The following is a 19,571-nucleotide window of genomic DNA, read 5'->3' on the forward strand; positions in this document are numbered from 1 at the left end:
ATTGTTATTGATGCGCTTCGATATCCGAAAACGCTGTGCTTAAAGAGGCGATGAATTCCGTGGTTCGCGGTTTCGTCGCCTGTGAAAAAAGGGTGCTGGCGCTGCCCGTTTCGACAATCTCTCCGGCTTCGAGAAATACCACCTGGCTTGCGATATGGGCCGCTAAGCGCAGATCGTGGGTGGCCATAATCATCGTGGTGCCCTCGTTCGCCAGTTGGCGCAGAACGGCGACCACCTCGCCGGAAAGTTCCGGGTCGAGCGCCGAGGTCGGCTCATCGCATAGCAACACCGCAGGCGAAGGTGCCAGCGCGCGGGCAATCGCCACGCGTTGTTGCTGACCGCCGGAAAGCGTATTCGGCAGCGCGTTACGTTTATGCAGCATGCCGACTTTCTCCAGCAGCGCCTCGCCGCGTTTGCGGGCCCGCTCGCGGTCCCATTTATGCACCGTAATAAGCCCCTCGGTAATGTTGTCGAGGGCGGTCATATGCGGAAATAGCGCAAAGTTTTGAAAAACCATTCCGGTCTGGCGGCTCATCCGGCGAATATCCTGGCCTTTAATGCGCGCGCCTCGCGTAAATACCATTTCTTCTTTGCCGATGGTTAATTCCCCGGACTGGGGAATTTCCAGCAAATTAATACAGCGCAATAACGTACTTTTCCCGCTGCCGGAGGGGCCAATTAAAGCGGTGACAGTGCCTTCTGCCACCGTTAAATGAATATTTTGCAGCACCCGATGATTATCAAAACTTTTTTCAATGTTGCAGAGCGTTATCATTTGCTCGCTCCTTAACAGTGGTGCCGGCTAATTTCCGTTCCAGCTTCTCTTGTAAATGCGATAAGACAGAACTAAATAAGAGATAAATCACCGCGGCCTCGCTATATAAAATTAACGGTTCGTAAGTCACGGCGGCAATTTGCTGCGCGGCGAGAAACATCTCCGGTACGGTGATTACCGAGGCCAGCGAGGTGTCTTTTACCAGCGAGATAAAGGTATTCGATAACGGTGGCACGGCGATGCGCGCGGCCTGTGGCAGAATAATGCGCCGTAGCGACTGCGCCCAGGTCATGCTGATGGCATGCGCGGCTTCCCACTGGTTTTTAGGCACGGCGAGCAGCGTGGCGCGGATCACTTCCGAGGTATAAGCACCAATATTTACCGTAAAACCAATCACCGCTGCTGGAAACGCATCGATAGTTATTCCTGCGCTGGGTAACGCGTAAAAAATTAAAAAAAGCTGTACTAATAGTGGCGTGCCGCGAATTAACCAGACGTAAAATCTGACTATTGGTTTTAAAAATTCAGGGCCATATAAACGCAATAACGCCACAATAAAGCCGAGCGCCAAACCAAGAATAAATGCGCTTAACGTTAAGGGAATGGTAAATTTCAACCCGGCGGAAAGCATTGGCCAGAATGAGTCGATCGCTAAGGGTAACCATGTCGGCACTACACACCTTCCGCACATTGCTGATTGCCAGAAAAAGCTGGCAGAATGCTATGTTAATATTTCATTTATTCATTCTGCTACCGTATTAAAGCGGATTATATTCGTTGCACCTGCGGCGAAAACCAATATATCCGGATAAGAATATGCGCAAATGTGCTAAAGGCCTCTGGCTGCCCGACAGCGGGCAGGCGAGGGGACGCGTGCTGGTGTGAAACCGTAAATCGGCGGCGGTGGATGGCAGGGCGTACGCCGGGGTTAAAACAGGAAGATAAACGCACGCATATTTTAATTAAAAAACGCCAATTTCACTTAGGATGATAATGCGAAAAATAAAAGGATATATGATGCGTGATTATTTATTGTTAGCTGAATCGAATAACCTCAAGTCCATTTTTTTATTGTGGCAATTTACATTGGTTTGATTTTAAATGACTTATTATTTTCATTGCAAAATAAGACAATTCTTATCTGTATTTAACTGTCGATTTTATGAACTCCAGATAATATTAATCGTAATCATGGGTTGTTAGTAAATAATACGCGCGCGTATAAGTTTCTTTTGAATGATTTCTCGCAAATCGTTTTCTCCCGAAATATCCGCCGCCGCTACCAAGGAATACGTATGGTTAACCGGATAACCGTCCTGTCATCCATTGGCAGTGATTCGCTCCTGTTCTGGAAATTGAAAGGGGAAGAGAACCTTTCTGCCCCTTTTCGTTTTCAGGTCGACCTGCTGAGCAAAGACTTCACCCTTGATCGGCAAACACTGCTCGGGCAGGAGATGACAGTGGTGATCCCGTGCCAGATGCCTGGCAGCGAACGCTACCTTTCCGGGAAAGTGACCGCCGTTTCGGTGCGTACCGAAGAGCTGGATGGCACGCAGTACGCGGCGTATCAGGCGACGCTGGAACCCGATTTCTGGCCGATGATGCGCGATCGCAACTTCCGCATTTTCCAGCAGCAGCGCGTGCCGGATATCGCCAAAACGCTGTTTTCTGAATACAACGTCAGGATTGAAGACAAACTGACGCGCAGCTATCGCCAATGGGATTACAGCGTGCAGTATGGCGAAAGTAGCTTCCACTTCATCAGCCGTTTGCTGGAACTGGAAGGCATCAGCTACCTGTTTCGTCACAGCAAAGAGGGCCACACGCTGGTGCTGATGGACGACTACTCGCAGGCCGAGGCTTTTCCCGGTTACGACACCATCCCCTGGCACGCGCAAGCTGGCGGCGGCGCAGTCAATGAAGAGGGCGTCAGCCAGTTACTGGCGCGCCATGTTGTTACGCCGGGCCTGTACAGCACCGATGATTACGATTTTCGCAAACCGCACGCCTGGATGCTGCAAACCCTGCAAAACCCCGTTTCGCCAAGCCCAGGGAAAATTGATGTTTATGACTGGCCTGGCCGCTTTGTTGAGCACGGCGACGGTGAATCGTACGCGCGTATTCGCCAGCAGGCCTGGCAAGCGGAGCAACAGCAAATGCAAGGTTCCGGCACCGCGACCGGCATCGCACCCGGCCATCTCTTTCGGCTTACCAATGCGCCCAACTTCGCCGATAACGCCCAGTGGCTGGTGATTGGCGCACAGTATGCGTTTGAAGAAAATCAGTACGCCTCCGGCGGGCCATTCAGCTCACAGCACAACATCGCCTTTACCGTCATTCCGGCGACAACGCCTTTTCGCCCGGCATCGGTCACCGACTGGCCGCGCACCTATGGCCCGCAAACGGCGCGCGTGGTCGGGCCGCAAGGCGAGTCGATCTGGACCGATAAATATGGCCGCGTGAAGGTGAAGTTCCACTGGGATCGGCAAAGCCAGGGCGATGAGAACAGCTCGTGCTGGGTGCGCGTCTCCAGCGCGTGGGCAGGCCAGGGCTACGGCGGCGTGCAGATCCCGCGGGTGGGCGACGAAGTGGTGGTCGATTTTATTAACGGCGAACCGGACAGGCCGATAATCATTGGCCGCGTTTATAACGAAGCCAGCATGCCGCCGTGGGCGCTGCCGGCGGCGGCCACGCAGATGGGCTTTATGAGCCGTTCGAAAGATGGCTCGCCGGATAACGCCAACGCCCTGCGCTTTGAAGATAAAGCCGGGGAAGAACAACTCTGGCTGCACGCCGAGCGCAACATGGATACCGAAGTCGAAAACGACGAAACCCATGATGTTGGCAGCAACCGCACCAAAACCGTGGGCAAAGACGAAACCAGCCATATCAAACAGAACCGCACCCGCACGGTGGACGGCAATGAAACCGTCACCATCGGCCAGGATCGCAGCAAAACCATCAACGGTAACGAAACCACCACCGTGCAGCAGAACCGCACGGAAAGCGTGAAAGGCAATGAAACCCTCAGTGTCGATCAAAATCGCGATGAAACCATTACCGGCAACCACATCACCACGGTGAAGAGCAACAACACTGGCACCGTGCAAGGCAACCAGACGCTGACCGTGGTGCAGGACAGAACCCGCACCGTGCAGGGCAACGAAAAAGTGAGCGTGCAGCAAAACCGCACCGTGCAAGTGACCGGTAACCAGACGCTGGAAGTGACCGGCAACCGCAATGTCACCGTCAGCAGCAGTGAAGTGCGCACGGTGGTGCAAAAGCAAGAGGTGAATATCGGTGCCGGACGCACGCTGAGCATTACCGGCGGCGACACCCGTTTTACGCAGGGCAGCGTGGCAGACAGCGCAACGGATACCTTTCAGATCAACGTCGGCGAAAGCGGCATTCTGATTGGCAACGGCAGTGTGGAGATCACGGCGGGCGGCTCGACCATCACCATTAACGCGGCGGGCGTGATGGTCAATGGCAAGAAAATCGAGCTTAACGCCTGATAAGGACACTCAATGAGCGCGGTAAAGAACCCCACAGAGAAAGTGATGAGCGAGCTGGAGCTAAGCTGGCTGGACGCCAGCGAGAACGCCGCACGTACCCGTCTGTTTATCTGGCGCGTTCCGGCAGGCGGCGAATCGCTGCTGGATGCCTTTATCGCCCTGCAACAGCATCCCGAAGGCCGTACATTGCCGGATCTGTTTCTTGGGCTGAATACTCCTTTTGAAACCGGTTATGGCTACAGCGCCGCGCTGGGGCGCGAATTCGCTGAGCAGTACGAAGCCACCGAAAATGCCGCTGCCTGGAACGCAGAACCCTATCTGCCCTGTTACTCCCCGGCGCAACTGAACACGTTGTTGCAGAGCTTCGCGCAGGCTTTCGCCGAGGATCTCCGTTACCTGGTGCTGGTGCTTAAACCCTCCGGCGTCAGCGATGAAAGCGCGCTAACGCGCTGGCTGCAAGGCTGGCTGGAACAGGTCGCGGACGCCCCGCGTTTGCTGCTGATTGATACGCTGGAGCAACCGATTTGGCAGCCGTTATATGAGGCGCATCCGCGCGAGGTGCGGCTGATTGTTGACGAAGTGGATGGCATGCGGGTGATGCACCAAACCGCGCAGCAGCAGACGGACACTGATGCCGACCGGCTGCTGTTTCGCCGCTACCTTGCTGACGCGATGCTACTGCTGGAAAAAGGCAGTGCCGTACAAGTCGCCGCGCGCGGCGAACTGGCGCTGAGCATTGCGCAGCGGCGCGGCTGGGCGGATCAACAAGCGATGATGCACAACCTGATTGCCGGCGGCTGGCTAAAAGGCGGCGACCATGCGCAGGCCGTCACCCACTACCAGCAGGCGCAAAACCTCTCTGGTGAGATCCCTGATCCGGCGCTGAAAGGGCAGTTGCGTACACAAAGCACCTTCGGTGAAGCAGGCGCGTGGTTCGCGAAGAAAGACCATCTGCAAGCGGCGAAAGGGTATCGCCAGGCGGCGCTGGAAGCGCAGGCTATTCCCCATCCGGTATTTGAAATGGAAGGCTGGCGGATGTCCGGTTTTTGCCTTTGGCTCGCTGGACATCGACCGACGGCGATGGAGGAGTACGCGCGCGCCGTGCAGGCGGCGGAAAGCGTGCCGCTGCCCGAACGCAGCCAGACCACGCTGCCGCTGGTGTTTCAGGATTTATTGCGTATGCACGATAAGCGTCGCACCGAGGCGCTCGAAGCCTGCGCCGCCCGCTGGCAACGTGAAAAACAGCGGCTGATCCAACTGGCGGAAGCGGGGCTCGCCGCTGAGCCGACCGTTGCGCAGGTTAAGCAGGCTGAAAGCCGCTTGCAGTTACAACTTGAAGCCATGTTTACCGTGATCCGCGAGGCGCGGGAAAACCTGATTCGTCGCGGTGATGACAGTTTTCGCCGCGTTATCCGGCTGGCGCGGGAGAAATTGCACCCGCACTGGAATGGCCTGCCGGAGATCGCTCACCCCTTTGATGCGCCCCCTGGCGAGTGGCAAAAGCTGCCCGATTGGGGCAACCATGACGCATCGTTATCTGACACTGCAGGAAGCAACCCGCTATGAAAAATCGCATCATTATTATTGTTGTCGTCACGCTGCTCGCGCTGCTGTTTTTAAGTCTTTCAGATAGCGAGCTGGCGACAGAGGTTAGAACGTTCTTGCGCGCGTTACTGCGCGCCATGTTCTGAGGCCAGACTTATGCACTCCGGCGCGCACTTCGACCCGCAGCTCGGGCTGGATATTCATACCTACCCGTGGCCGCTGCCAACGCCGCATATCGGCATTGTTTTTGACGTGTTCGATTACCTGCCGCTGATTGGCACCACGGTGCACGTCAACAGCATCAAGCGCGCGAGTGCAGGAACGGGCGGCATCGCGGTGCATATTCCGGTCGGCGGTGTGTGGGTGCCGCCGCTGCGCGCACCGGGCGGCCCACAGATTGAAGACGAGCTGTTTATGGGCAGCAAAACCGTCTCGGTGGATGGCGAGCCGTTCTCGCGCATCGGCATGCCGGTGTTGAGCTGCAACATTATTGGCCTGGTGCCGCCTTTTCGCCTCAAGCGCGCCACAAAACCCAAACCGCTCTCTCTGACGCTACCGCTCACCTTTAACCTCGCCATTCCCAATAACGTGGTGGTTGGCGGCCCGCCGACCATCAACCTGATGGCGCTGCTAATGCGCGCCGGGTTAAGCGGGCTGGGTAAGGGCTTCAAGAAACTGAAGAAAACGCCGAAGTGGCGGCTGTTTATGCGCCGCTTTCGCAAGCTGCGCCAGAAGCTGTTTCGTAATATGGACTCCGGCTTCCTCAAATGCCGCGTGCTGCGCGCTGAACCGGTGGACATCCGCGATGGCAGCGTCAGCCTGGAACAACAGGATTTCCTGTTAGCGGGCCGTCTGCCGCTGGCGTGGGCGCGGAGCTATTCCTCGGCTGATATTGAGGTCGAAGGGCTGTGCGGTTTTGGCTGGTCAACCCCGGCAGATATCCGCCTCGATGTGCTGGCGGAAGAGGGCGTCGCGATGCTGACGCAGCCGGAAGGGATGACGCTGTTTGCCGCGCTACCGCAGAACGACGGGCGCGAACATGCCATTAACGGTTTGCCTGAGGGCAGCCGCTTGTGGCGGGAAACTCGTGCTGGCGAGGTGCTGTGGGTAGTGGATCAGGAAAGTGGCTCGCTGTTGCACTTTAGCGGTAAGCAAGGCGCGCTGCCGATTCGCGAGATTGTCGATCGGAGCGGTAACGGTTGGCGATTTGAGCGGGAAGAGGGCGAGCTTCGGCAAATTCGCGAGTTCACCCATGCCGGGATGACCGGGCGCGACATCCTCGTCACGCAAGAGCGAAACCGTCTGCATATTCTGCGTCTGCATAATGCGCTGGATGGCGAGATCTCGCCATTGACCCGTTACGAGTATGATCACGACAACCAGTTGAGCGCGGAGATCGATGCGCTGTCGCATCCGCGTCGTTTTGCGTATCAACAGCGCCGTATGGTCAGCCATGTTGATCGCAACGGACAAGGGTTTCACTACCAGTACAACGAGGCCTGGCAGGTTATCCACGCCTGGGGTGATGGCGGAGTTTGGGATTATCACTTTGCGTACCATGCGCTGCTCAACGAAGTGGAGGTCACCGACTCGCTGGGCGCTGTTTCGCGTATTACCTTTGACGAAAATGGCCTGCCAGTCTCGGAAATCGATCCGCTGGGTGGTAACACCGTATTCCGCTATGACGATGTTGGCCGCACGGTTGAAGTGACAGAGCCGGATGGCGCGACTCATCGCTGGGAGTATGACGAACAGGGGCGCATGACCGCCGAACAGATGCCCGATGGTTGCGTGATTCAGGCGGTTTATGACAATGACGGGCAATTACTGGCGCTTACCGATGAGAAAGGCGCGGTCTGGCGCTCGGAATACAGCGAGGCCGGTAATCTTACCCGCGAAATCGATCCCACCGGTGTTGCCACGAATTATCAGTACGACGCGTTTGGGCAGCTTTGTGCGGCGAATGTGCCCGGTGTTTCGCCCACGCGCTACCAGTATGATCGTTATGGCTTTCCGCAACGGATTGAACAGGCTGGCGCGGGCGCGCTCCAGCTTCGCCACTCGGTACGTGGAACGCTGCTGGAGCGTATTGACGCAAGCGGGGGGGTAACCCGTTTTCACTGGGACAGCAAAGACCGGCTGGTGGCGACAACCGATCCGGCAGGCGGGGAAATACGCGTTGTCTACGATCGAGAAGATGACCCGGTAAGTTACACCGATGAGCAGGGGCGAACTACGCAGCTTCGCTATAACGGCAGCGGCATGCTGACGGCCTGCGAAACCCCGGACGGCGCGACGCTGAGCTTCCTCTATGATGCGGAAGATCGTCTGGTGACGGTGGTCAATCAAAATGGCCAACGCTGGCAACTGACGCGCGATGCGCTCGGACGGGTAACGGAAGAGCATGATTATTGGGGGCAGGTGACGCGTTACGGCTGGGATAAGGCCAGCCGGTTGATAAGTCGCGAGGATCCGCTGGGTCGCGAAGTGCGTTACGGCTATGACAAAAGGGGACGGCTGACGGAGCGGCGCAGCGGCGACACGTTACAGGTTAAATACCATTACGATCCCTGCGGACGGATGGTGTTGTGTGAAAACCCGTGGCGGCGGCTGAGCTGGCGCTATGACGATGCCGGGCGTGTCCTGCTGGAAGAGCAGGATGGTTTTCAACTGCGCTACGGTTACAACGCACGTGGTGTGCTGATCAAACGCGAAAGCGACAGTGGTCACCAGGTGCGTTACCACCTCGATGCGCATGAGCGGCTAAGTCAGATACAGCTTAACGACGATGCGCCCATTCTGTTCACCTACGACGAGGCCGGGCGATGTGTGAGCGAGCAGCTCTCCGCCGATGTCCTGCGTACCTTTAGTTTCGACAGGCTTGGGCGGCTGAGTACCCAGCAGGTGTTGCAACAGGATTTGCCGCTGTTCGCCAGTGGGTTTGCTTACGATCGCGCCGGGAATCTGACGTTACGGGAAGATAGCCTGTGGGGCAGCGATCGCTACAGTTACGATCCGGTGGGGCGGTTGACGGCGCACACGGCACCCGATGGCGCATTGCGACAATTTGTGCAGGATGCCGCCGGTAATCAATTGCAGACGCAAACGCATGAGGTGAATGACAGCGCGGGCGGTTGGTTTCGCGAAGGCATTCACCACGGCGTGCGCTATGTGTTTGACCGTGCTGGCGAGTTACGTCAACGCCGGGATAGCCAGAGTGAAGGCGAAAAAGAGGATTTTGTCTGGGATGACAACCGCCAGTTGATCGCCGTGCGTAAAGGCGACAGCCTGGTGCGCTATGGCTATGACGGCCTGGGTCGACGGGTATTCAAGCAGGCGGCGAGCGAAACTCGCTGGTTCTACTGGCAGGATGATGTGCTGGCGGGGGAAACCGTCACTAGACAACAGGAGCCGCTGGCCGCGCTCAGTATTTTCGATACCGGCGGCAGGTTAAAGCGGCAGAAAGCGCAGGCCAAACTCTTTAATGAGATGCGGGAATATATCTACTACCCGGACAGCTTCTGGCCGCTGGCGCTACTGACGCAAGAAAGGGGAGAAAAGCAGAGCTGGCACTATCACTGCGATCCCAACGGTGCGCCGGTCAGATTGACCTCGCCACAAGGGGAGATTGTCTGGTCGGAGAAAAGCGGCATTTGGGGCGAGAAAGGAGAGGTTTACGCCAGCCGCATTGACAACCCGCTGCGTTTTCAGGGGCAGTATTACGACACCGAAACCGGGCTGCACTACAACCGCTACCGCTATTACGACCCGAATATTGCGGCTTATATCAGCCAGGATCCCGTGGGTATGGTGGCGGGGGTTAGCGTGTATCAATACGCGCCAAATCCGCTGGCATGGAGCGATCCGCTCGGCTTGCAGCGCTGCCTGGGTCTGCCGTCGACGCGCGCGCCAGGTGGCTCGAAGAAGAAATACAACCGCGCCAAAGGGCAAGGGTTATATATTCTGCACGAGAATGGCAAAATCCGTTACGTTGGGCGCGGTGATGCGCCAACCCGTTTAAACGCCCATGCAAAAACGCCGGGTAAATCGCATCTGGAACAGCTGATCATTTTTGACAACAACTTAACCAAAGCTGAAGCTAAATATCTGGAAGAAAAACTTATTGGTATGCATGGTGGCGCTAAATCGATGAATCCTTTAACAAATTTATTGAATGATATCCGGTCTTACCGCCCCGGAAATAAAAACGCACCCACCTATAAAATCGCTGGCGATAGCTCAGCATGGGGTAAAGAAATCTTACAAGACGCGCTGTCTGTCATAAGGGGTAGCATATGAGTCAAAAATACCAGGAAGGTGATATCTTTCTGATCCCAACTGCCGATGGTCGGTTTGCCGTATGTCAGATCGTCTGTGCGTTGAAAGGACGTTTTAAAAAAGCGTTCGCATTTGGCGTGCTGAGCATTCAGGCTGATAAAAGCATTCCGCAACACGATGAGTTTCTGAAGTTTAAAAACTCAAGAGGCATGACCAATGTGATCTTTGCGGCGGTTGATAGCCTCAAAAGTGGTGAGTGGGAAATTATCGGCAATATCCCGCTGACGGACTGGAAAAACGAGCTGAAAATATTCCACAGTGCTGGACATTTGTACAACGGTGATGAGTACGTCCGAGTGCTTGATAAGAGCGAATACAAGCAATTCAATGTGATGGGCGTTGCCGGTAACGAACTGGTACAGCAATATCTGGCACAACATTGATCCCTAAAGAAGTGAAGATTTTGCTCTTCACTTCTTTTTAATACACTTATCTCATTTGGCGTGGCTTATACATTAACCTCTGCGGCTCGTTGCTAAAGATAATGTATGAAAGATATTATCTATAACGAAAATACTCATGAACTGGACGTTCCTTTTCCTTTACTCGCTAAAGATATTTCGTACGCTGAAAGCAAAAAGTTTGATCAACTAAAATTAATCAACCCTGCGAAAGCGAGCGCAGCAAATCCGGATTTATCGCCATTGATCAATAATGATACGATTGTCTCATTCTATATTATTAATTTACTAATGATGTGAAATTAAAAGGTGTCGATCTATCACTCCTTTATAGTATGGACAACTTCAAAAAAATGACTATGCCCTATTTAAAAGCCAGTATTGATTTTAATGAATTTAATAAGCTGAAAACGTTGCGGATCAGCAGAACGAAAGTAACCAGCCTGGCGGGAATTATCGCCGCTCCGGCGCTATCGTCGTTAAGTCTGACTTATCGCCATAATTTAAAAGCTATTTCTGAAATGAATAAACTGGATAATCTTTCCACGCGCTATCGCTATATAGAAAAATGCAAAGCGTTACGGGATTTCGCTGTCCTTGAGAAGAGCCACAGTATCGAAGAGTTGTTCCTGGCTGATGTTGATTCCGTTGAGTTTGTGCCGGGCATAGCTGCGCTAAAAATCATAAAATTCTGTAGCTTAGTCGATGGCAACATGGAGCCGCCGTTGACTTCTAAGACGTTGCAACGGGTGAGCTTCTACCCGATGAAAAAGAGTTGCTCGCACAGCAAAGATGAGACCAATCAGCACCTCGCTAAATAACCTTTCTCAGTGAGAAAGATATATTCTTTCTCATATGTTTTTGTTCGTGAAATATATTTTTGCACTAAAAGATCATGAAGAATCCTGGTCGTTTTTTATTTTTTGTGAATTGTCTTATTTGTTTTTTTAATGTTTTCATGAAAAATCCTAGGTATTTATATAGCTTTAAAATTCACATCCGGTTTATGGCTGTTTTTTTATTTAAAAAAGGCAGGATAAAACTCTAAAGGGCCATCTATCTTTTATTGTTTCGTGTTTTCATCCTCTTGAAATGCTCTCGTTTATCACTTTTTTTCCGTATTTTGACTCGTGCGTATCGTCACTGGAGTGATGCGAAAGGATATCCTACGCTGTATTTCATCTTTCTCTAGCGGGGCATTTCTCTATCCGCTTTGTTTCGAGGCTATTTAACGGTAATTCATTGTAAGCGTATTCGAAGCGCCTTAAAGCATATCCCGGTAAGCTGAAAACAGCGTGTCTTTCTCTGGGGTTATATCCGCCAGCATTAATTAATGATGGTGTGGCTGCTCGCAACGTAAATTTTCATCTATATCAAACCAATCTTCCCTATTTAAAAAGTTGAGGGATACCTTATGTACGATTCTTATTACGATACCGAAACGATATTAAGTAAAATCAACACCTCCCGTTCCAGTTCGGTGGATGAAAATTCCCTGCTCGCCTCACTGATGCCCAACTCGTTTGCCGAGATCTGGGAAAATTATCAGGATGTTTTATCGTGGGGCGAGGCCCGGTTCCTCGACCAGGTGGTCCGCGACGCGCAGAAAAAAAACACCGAAGCCGAAGCGCGTATCTTCAGCCGGGCCAATCCGCAGCTGACCCGGGCGGTCAGGCTGGGCATCGCCCGGAGCAGCCATCTGCGGGACTACACCTCCTGGTTTGGCAACCGCGCGCAGCAGTACGTCACGCCGGGGTCGGTGGCCTCGATGTTCTCGCCGGCCGGTTACCTGACCGAGCTCTACCGCGAAGCCCGCGACCTGCACACCACCGGCGATGCCCGGCATCTGGATACCCGCCGCCCGGACCTGAGCCGGCTGGCGCTGAGCCAGGACAACATGGACGCGGAGGTGAGCACGCTGTCGATCGCCAATGACATTGTGCTCGACACGATTGTCAGCCGGGAAGGCACGGACAGCGACGCGGTGATGGAAAAACTGTCCACCTGGCGTTTCTCCGGCGCCACGCCGTACCACCTGGCGTATGAGAGTGCGCGGCAGGCGATCCTGCTGCAGGATCCGATGCTGGACGCGCTGGCGGCAAGCCCGGCGATTGCGCAGCAGGTGGATTTAAACTCGCTGCTGGCGATTATGGCGGATGTCTCCCCGGAGCTGTACCGCATACTGACGGAAGAGATCACCGCGGATACCGCTGCGGCGCTGTACGCGAAGAACTTTGGTTCCGTAACAGCTAACAAATTGACGAATATCTATATGCAGGCCGGTTATTACGACGTGAGCATTGACGCGCTTTCGGCCTTAACCGGGCTGCTGGCGAGCCATGACTTTTCTGAGCCGGTGCAGTATTACGTCAACAATATGCTGACCACGCTGGTCGCGGGGGATGACACGTCTGCAGGGCAGGTGGTGCAGATTGTCCGCAGCGGGCTGCACGATACACTCAACTATATGGAGCTGCTGCCGCAGGGCGGGGACAGCTATCTGCTGAATTTTAATTTTAAATCCGTTTTTGCCACCGCAGAGGAAGTGCGTATCGGGATAACAGGTGGAGATTCTTATGATTTATATAAAGGAACGCTCACACCGCAGTCGAATGAACATATCAGTATTCCGGTGACGATCCCGGCTGAGAAAGTCGCTGCTGGTGTTACCATTGGGATATCCCGCTATCGTTATGCTCAAAACGATTATAAGTATGCACCTGCCACCTTTCAGCTTTACGCCCTGTCACCTGAGCAGTACCTGCTGTACCTGAACAAGATTATCCGCCTGTATAAGGCCTGCCATTTCACCCCGGAACAGATGTACCTGCTGATTTACAACAACCCCGGCGACGAGCCGTTTGACACCGGCATGCTCGGGCTGAGTTTCCTCAGTGACTACTACCTGAAACGCTACGGTCTGCGTTTTGAGGATGCGCTGGTGCTGGCGGGCGGGCGTATCAGTGCGGTGGGGGTGAAAGGGCAGGCCAGCGGGTTCACCACCCTGTTCAACACCCCGCCGCTCGGTAACCGGAGTTTCACCGCCGACGGTGCCGCGGTGGACTGGGACTCGCAGGACGTGAACCACCTGTTCCGCGCCAGCGTGATTAAACGCGGTTTCCACGTGAGCGGCACCGACCTGAAAACGCTGTGGCAGCTGGCGGCGGGGGCGGGTGTGACCTTCAGCGCGACGGCGGAGAACCTGGCGCTGCTCTACCGGGTACACCTGCTGGCCGATGTGCACCACCTGACGGCCACGGAGCTTGGCCTGCTGCTGTCGGTGTCGCCGTGGGGGCAGACGCCGCTCTCGGCGCTGGATGAGAACAGTTTTGCCACGCTGGTGAACTTTGTCCACAGCACCACCCGCTGGCTGACGCAGCTGGGCTGGACGGTGAGCGAACTGTACCTGATGGTGACCGCGCGCCACAGCACGGTGCTGACGCCGGAAATCAGCAGCCTGATTGCGGCGGTGCGCGGGGCGGTGGATTCAGCGGACGCGAATACGGAGGTGTCCGTGCTCATCAGCGCACTGGCGCCGGTGATTGCCGCCACCGGGCAGCTGTCGGGCAGGGCGGAGAGTGTCCTGCGCTGGCTGGAGCAGCTGAAACCGGGCGGGACGGACGTGAAGACGTTTGTCACGCTGGCGCTGAAGGATAACCGCAGCGAGGCGGAGACAGCGCAGCTGGTGGCGTTCTGCCAGGCGCTGGGGCAGCTGGTGCTGCTGGTGCGTAAAACGAACATCAGTGACTACCTGCTGGCGATGCTGATGGATACGCCGGCGCGGTTCGCGGACGGGGTGAGCGTTATCCCGCTGGATATCGAGTCGCTGCGCCTGCTGGGGCGGACAAACCGGCGCATCCTGCAGACCGGGGACTACGCACAGGAACTGCTGGCGGCGCTGGCGGCGGGAACGCTGACCACGGACCTGCTGGCACAGGCGCTGGGGGCCACACCGCAGGCGGCGGCTCAGGCGCTGGGGCTGGCGGACAGCGGTGCGGGCGGGGTTATCCGCTCGCTGCAGACGCTGGACGTGACGCTGCAGTGGCTGGATTTTGCCGCGGCGCTGAACTGCACGCCGTCGACGGCGGCGGCGCTGGTGGCGCTGAAATACACGAACATCAGCGGGGACAGTGCACCGTCGTATGAGGCCTGGCAGGCGGTGAGCAACCAGCTGCAGGCGGGGCTGAGCGCGGAACAGACGGTCAGACTGCAGCAGCAGCTGGAGGAGCTGACCAGCGCGGCGCTGAGCAGCTACCACATTCAGACGTCGGGCATTGCCGGGGTGGACAACCGGGAGCAGCTGTATGCGTGGCTGCTGATAGACGGACTGGTGTCGTCGCAGGTGACGACCACGCGGGTGGCGGAAGCCATTGCCAGTATCCAGCTGTACGTGAACCGCTGCCGGAATGCCCAGGAGGCGGAGGTGCAGCAGGCGGTGCTGACACGGCAGTTCTTCACCGACTGGGAGAGGTACAACCGTCGCTACAGCACGTGGGCGGGGGTGTCGCAGCTGGTGTACTACCCGGAGAACTATATCGACCCGACGGTGCGGACCGGGCAGACCAGCATGATGGACACGATGCTGAACACCATCGGGCAGAGTGAGCTGAGTGCGGACACGGTGGGGGATGCGTTTAAAGGATATATGACGCAGTTTGAGAAGGTCGCCAACCTGGACATTGTCAGCGCCTACCACGACAACGCCAGCGTGGAAGAAGGGAAGACGTGGTTTATCGGTAAGTCCATGGATGAGGGGGAGAAATATTACTGGCGCTCGCTGCAGCAGGCCATGCTGACAGACGGGAAGTACCCGGCGACGGCGTGGAGCGAGTGGCTGGAAATCGGCACGGGTATCGCGGCGTACAACAACATGGTGCGACCGGTGGTCTTTAATGACCGGCTGTATGTGGTGTGGGTGACGGAGCGCCCTGGGGCGACCAGCAGCAACGGCACGGTGAATGAGTCACAAGACTATTTTCTGAGTTTCTCGTACCTGCGCCACGACGGCAGCTGGAGCGCACCGCTGTTCGGCAAGCTGTCGGATTATCTGCCGGCGGGGGATGTCAGCGCGCTGGCATCGAAACATCTGTTCTGTACCAACAGCAATGACAACAGCCCGAAGATAATGGTGCTGTTTTACAGCCCGGCGGCCAGCGAGGCGGATAACCTGACTGTGCCGGTGTCGGGTTTAACCATTTCGGTGGAGCATGAAATAGCCACCCTTAATAATGCGAACAATTACCGTGGCTATATCTGGCAGCAGTTCGACACGCAGAGTGAACGGCGGGTTAATATGCTGTTAGTGCAGGAAGTCACTTATACCGCCAGCCCACTCGAGTATGCATGGGGTTATGAATCCCTTTCCATTATGAACGGAAATTATAAAGTCGCTGGCGCTTTTTTAAATGTGGATACACAAGAAGTCGCTGTTTATTATGATGTGAATGTCAGATATATATTTAATGGCTTCAATTCCGGCAGTTTTGGTTATAACCGGAGGAACTGGATCGATTATATTAAAACTTTACAGGGTGTAGGTCATACTTATGCTTTTTATAAAACCCCGTTTACTTTTGCCAATCGTTTGGAGCCGGGTGAAGGATTTGTTGTTATTGAGGGTGTTCATGGTATTGAGAGTGATCACACTAATGCTGTGAGGGGCTTAATTAAAATGAGCCGCAATTTAGTTGAGCCGATGGTTTATTTTTCCCAGGATCATAAGATTGATACATATGTGCGTAATCCCCCCGCTAATTATTCTTATTACTGGAATGAATGGTCGTTTTCCACTTTAGAATATCAGTTGCCTGAAAGTGGTTGGCTATACAGCTATGAAGAGGCTTTTGTTGTTTATCAACAACACTTTAGTAACAAGATTAATTATTCAACGAAGGTCAATCCACAGGATGTGGGTTTCAGCATTGCTAGACCGGGACACTCTGAATACAAAACCGGTAATTCCAGCATGGCCACACCGGACTGGGATACCACCTACAGTTTTAAAGGCATATTCACTAAATTTCCGATAAGTGAATTTGTGAACGGGAAACTGGTGTGCGATTTGTCCCTGTGGGCAAAAAACACGTTTGGGCAGTCGCTGGGAACGCAACACGCCACTCTGATCCTCTACCAGCAGGGTAAGGATCGGAAAATGTCGCTTATGCGTGCTGGTACCGGAGCGCAGTATTTGCAGCGTGGGGCTTACCGCGTGCGCGTTAATACGCTGTTTGCCCGCCAGCTGGTGGCCCGCGCCAATCTCGGGCTGGACGCAGTGCTGTCGATGGAGACTCAGCAACTGCAGGAGCCCCGGTTAGGCCCCGGTAGCTATATTACGGTGACCTTCGATAAATATACCCAGGCATTGCACGGGGACGGCTGGTACAAATTATATCTGGTGGGCATTGAGCGGTCGTCTGACGATACAGGTGATCGTGATCAACATATTATTTCATCGGGATATGTCTCAGAGGGTAAAAATACCACCGTTACGATTTTTCTTCCGCATGATGCCAGTAAAACCGGCGGTGAAAGTAATCGATCTTTTATTGGTGTTGAGTATTCCGACTATAACGGGATGAGCTCATATAAAACGATGGAGAATTATACCTGGGACAGTGCAGCCAGCGCCTATGTGAAGGATACCGCAGACAGCAGTCGGGGATTAATCTCTTTGATTCGAAGCAGCGAGAGCGAGCCGATGGATTTCACCGGTGCCAACGCCCTTTATTTCTGGGAGATGTTCTTCTACGTGCCGGCGATGGTGTGCCAGCGCCTGCTGCAGGAGAGCAAGTTTGACGAGGCCACCACCTGGATGAAGTACATCTGGAACCCGGCCGGCTACTACAGCAGTAACGGCACGCCGACCCCCTGGACGTGGAACGTACGCCCGCTGGAAGAGGACACCTCATGGAACCCGGACCCGCTGGATTCGGTTGACCCGGACGCGGTGGCCCAGTCCGACCCGATGCACTACAAGGTCGCCACCTTTATGCGGGCGCTGGATTTACTGATAGCACGCGGCGATGCGGCCTACCGGCTGCTGGAGCGCGACACGCTGAACGAAGCCAAAATGTGGTACGAGCAGGCGCTGAACCTGCTGGGCGATGAGCCCTATGACGCACTGGTACAGGGGCCGGGAAACTGGTCCAGCCCGGTGCTGGGGTCGGCCGCCAGCCAGACGCTGGCGCAGGATTACCATCTCGGGCTGCTCAAAATCCGCACTGAATCCGTGGCAGAGGCCGAAACCCGGACAGCGAACTCGCTGCTGGGGCTGTTCTACCCGCAGTTCAACAGCAAACTGAGTGGCTACTGGCAGACGCTGCGCCAGCGGCTGTACAACCTGCGCCACAACCTGTCGATAGACGGGCAGGCGCTCTACCTGCCGGTGTATGCGGCGGCGGCGGGCCCGGCGGCGCTGCTGAGTGCGGCGGTAACGGCGGCCGGCGGGGGCGATTCGCTGCCCGCGGTTTCCCTGCCGCTGCTGCGTTTCCCGACGCTGCTGGAGAGCGCCCGGGGCGTGGTGAGCCAGCTTATTCAGTTCGGCACCACCCTGCAGACCATCACCGAACGGCAGGACGCGGAGGCGCTCTCGGTGCTGCTGCAGACCCAGGGGGTGTCGCTGCTGGACCAGAGCATTCAGGTGCAGGAGCATATGCTGGCCGAGCTGGACGCGGACCAGGCGGCGCTGCAGGTGAGCCGGCGTGGCGCCGAACAGCGGCGGGACAGCTACCGGCAGTTGTATGACGAAAACGTCAACGCCGGGGAGACGCAGGCGATGAACCTGCTTATGGCCTCCTCGGTGACGGCAGAGGCGGCCACCGCCCTGCATATGGTGGCAGCGGGGCTGGACATGGTGCCGAACATCTACGGCCTGGCTGATGGCGGCATGCGCTACGGTGCCCTGCTGTCGGCGGCGGGCATGGGGGTGCAGATTGCCGCCGATGTCGAACGCATCGCGGGGGACAAGATTGCCCAGTCGGAAATGTATCGCCGTCGTCGCCAGGAATGGGGGATCCAGCGGGATAACGCGGAGTCTGAAATCAGACAGGTGGATGCGCAGCTGGCGTCGCTGAGCGTGCGGCGTGAAGGGGTGGCACTGCAGAAAGCGGTGGTGGAAACGCAGCTGGCACAGACGCAGGCGCAGCTGGATTACCTGCAGGGCAAGTTCAGCGGGCCGGCACTGTACAGCTGGCTGCGCGGCACGCTGTCGACAATTTACTACCAGTTCTATGACGCGGCGCTGACGCGCTGCCTGCTGGCACAGCGGGCGTGGCAGCTGCACTTCGACGATGAAGCGACGACGTTTATCAGACCGGGGGCGTGGCAGGGTAACTGGCTGGGCTTTATGGCGGGCGAAACGCTGATGCTGGGGCTGGAGCGGATGTCGCAGGCGTGGATAGAGCAGGATGCGCGCATGCTGGAAGTGAACAAGACCGTGTCGCTGGCAAAATTCTACAGCAGCTTGCCGAGTGGGGAATTCTCGCTTGCGGGGCAGGCTGCGGCGCTGGCGAGCAGCGGCTCAGGCAGCGCCGGCAGCGGGGGCAACACGCTGTCGGTAGCTGACGGGCAACTGAAGGCCAGCGTGAAGCTCGCCGATCTGAAGATTGCCGGCAACTACCCGGCTGAGCTTGGCGCGCGGCGGCGTATCAAACAGGTAGGTGTCACGCTGCCGTTGCTGATCGGCCCCTACCAGAATATTCGTGCGGTGCTGAGCTACGGGGGCAGCGTGGTGCTGCCACAGGGGTGCAATGTGCAAGCGGTGTCGCACGGCATGAACGACAGCGGCCAGTTCCAGCTTGATTTTAATGACGGGCGCTGGCTGCCGTTCGAAGGGATCCCGGTGGATGACAGCGGCACGCTGACCCTCAGTTTCCCGGATGTGACGGGCGAGCAAAAAGATCTGCTGCTCAGCCTGAAGAATATCATCCTGCATATCCGCTACACCATTACCGGCTAAATCACTGTCTTTTATATCAGGTTCCCTGTGGGGAGCCTGTG

At 55.8% G+C, this 19,571-nt stretch carries 10 protein-coding genes; 8 read left to right on the forward strand and 2 right to left on the reverse strand.

The features are described from left to right. Positions 1-4: 4 nt before the first annotated feature. Complete coding sequence (locus E0L21_RS04155; RefSeq protein ID WP_131407041.1) at positions 5-775, reverse strand: amino acid ABC transporter ATP-binding protein; 771 nt, start codon at positions 773-775, stop codon at positions 5-7. Further along, a complete protein-coding gene (locus E0L21_RS04160; RefSeq protein WP_131407043.1) occupies positions 753-1,448 on the reverse strand; it encodes an amino acid ABC transporter permease in 696 nt (231 codons plus the stop codon). Before E0L21_RS04160 ends, E0L21_RS04155 begins: the two co-directional genes overlap by 23 nt. A 622-nt stretch (positions 1,449-2,070) precedes the next feature. On the opposite strand from E0L21_RS04160, the gene E0L21_RS04165 reads away from it, so the two are divergent. The 8 genes from E0L21_RS04165 (at position 2,071) to E0L21_RS04200 (ending at position 19,530) form a co-directional block, all read left to right on the forward strand. Beyond that, the gene (locus E0L21_RS04165) at positions 2,071-4,290 is read left to right on the forward strand and encodes a type VI secretion system Vgr family protein (protein ID WP_131407045.1); all 2,220 of its coding nucleotides are present in this window, start codon (positions 2,071-2,073) and stop codon (positions 4,288-4,290) included. 12 nt (positions 4,291-4,302) lie between these two features. After that, positions 4,303-5,856, forward strand: coding sequence for a hypothetical protein (locus E0L21_RS04170; RefSeq protein ID WP_131407047.1), 1,554 nt, complete (start codon positions 4,303-4,305; stop codon positions 5,854-5,856). After that, complete coding sequence (locus E0L21_RS25370) at positions 5,853-5,981, forward strand: hypothetical protein (protein ID WP_020456137.1); 129 nt, start codon at positions 5,853-5,855, stop codon at positions 5,979-5,981. Before E0L21_RS04170 ends, E0L21_RS25370 begins: the two co-directional genes overlap by 4 nt. A 10-nt stretch (positions 5,982-5,991) precedes the next feature. Next, the gene (locus E0L21_RS04180) at positions 5,992-10,134 is read left to right on the forward strand and encodes an RHS repeat-associated core domain-containing protein (RefSeq protein ID WP_131407049.1); all 4,143 of its coding nucleotides are present in this window, start codon (positions 5,992-5,994) and stop codon (positions 10,132-10,134) included. Continuing rightward, entirely contained in the window at positions 10,131-10,556 is a 426-nt protein-coding gene (locus E0L21_RS04185; RefSeq protein WP_131407051.1) for an immunity 26/phosphotriesterase HocA family protein, read from the forward strand. The genes E0L21_RS04180 and E0L21_RS04185 overlap by 4 nt, the downstream gene beginning before the upstream one ends. Positions 10,557-10,661: 105 nt before the next feature. Next, on the forward strand, positions 10,662-10,874 hold the full coding sequence (locus E0L21_RS04190; RefSeq protein ID WP_131407053.1) for a hypothetical protein: 213 nt from the start codon (positions 10,662-10,664) through the stop codon (positions 10,872-10,874). Then, the gene (locus E0L21_RS04195) at positions 10,871-11,395 is read left to right on the forward strand and encodes a hypothetical protein (RefSeq protein WP_131407055.1); all 525 of its coding nucleotides are present in this window, start codon (positions 10,871-10,873) and stop codon (positions 11,393-11,395) included. The genes E0L21_RS04190 and E0L21_RS04195 overlap by 4 nt, the downstream gene beginning before the upstream one ends. Positions 11,396-11,988: 593 nt before the next feature. Then, positions 11,989-19,530: a Tc toxin subunit A-related protein gene (locus E0L21_RS04200; protein ID WP_131407057.1), complete on the forward strand. Its 7,542-nt coding sequence runs from the start codon at positions 11,989-11,991 to the stop codon at positions 19,528-19,530. Positions 19,531-19,571 lie beyond the last annotated feature (41 nt).

The sequence above is a fragment of the Kosakonia quasisacchari genome (assembly GCF_004331415.1).
Classification (GTDB): domain Bacteria; phylum Pseudomonadota; class Gammaproteobacteria; order Enterobacterales; family Enterobacteriaceae; genus Kosakonia; species Kosakonia quasisacchari.

Coding starts and splice junctions, on each gene's coding strand:
- E0L21_RS04155 (WP_131407041.1), bottom strand. CDS start 775: ATGATAACGCTCTGCAACATTGAAAAAAGTTTTGATAATCATCGGGTG.
- E0L21_RS04185 (WP_131407051.1), top strand. CDS start 10,131: ATGAGTCAAAAATACCAGGAAGGTGATATCTTTCTGATCCCAACTGCC.
- E0L21_RS04170 (WP_131407047.1), top strand. CDS start 4,303: ATGAGCGCGGTAAAGAACCCCACAGAGAAAGTGATGAGCGAGCTGGAG.
- E0L21_RS04200 (WP_131407057.1), top strand. CDS start 11,989: ATGTACGATTCTTATTACGATACCGAAACGATATTAAGTAAAATCAAC.
- E0L21_RS25370 (WP_020456137.1), top strand. CDS start 5,853: ATGAAAAATCGCATCATTATTATTGTTGTCGTCACGCTGCTCGCGCTG.
- E0L21_RS04165 (WP_131407045.1), top strand. CDS start 2,071: ATGGTTAACCGGATAACCGTCCTGTCATCCATTGGCAGTGATTCGCTC.
- E0L21_RS04190 (WP_131407053.1), top strand. CDS start 10,662: ATGAAAGATATTATCTATAACGAAAATACTCATGAACTGGACGTTCCT.
- E0L21_RS04180 (WP_131407049.1), top strand. CDS start 5,992: ATGCACTCCGGCGCGCACTTCGACCCGCAGCTCGGGCTGGATATTCAT.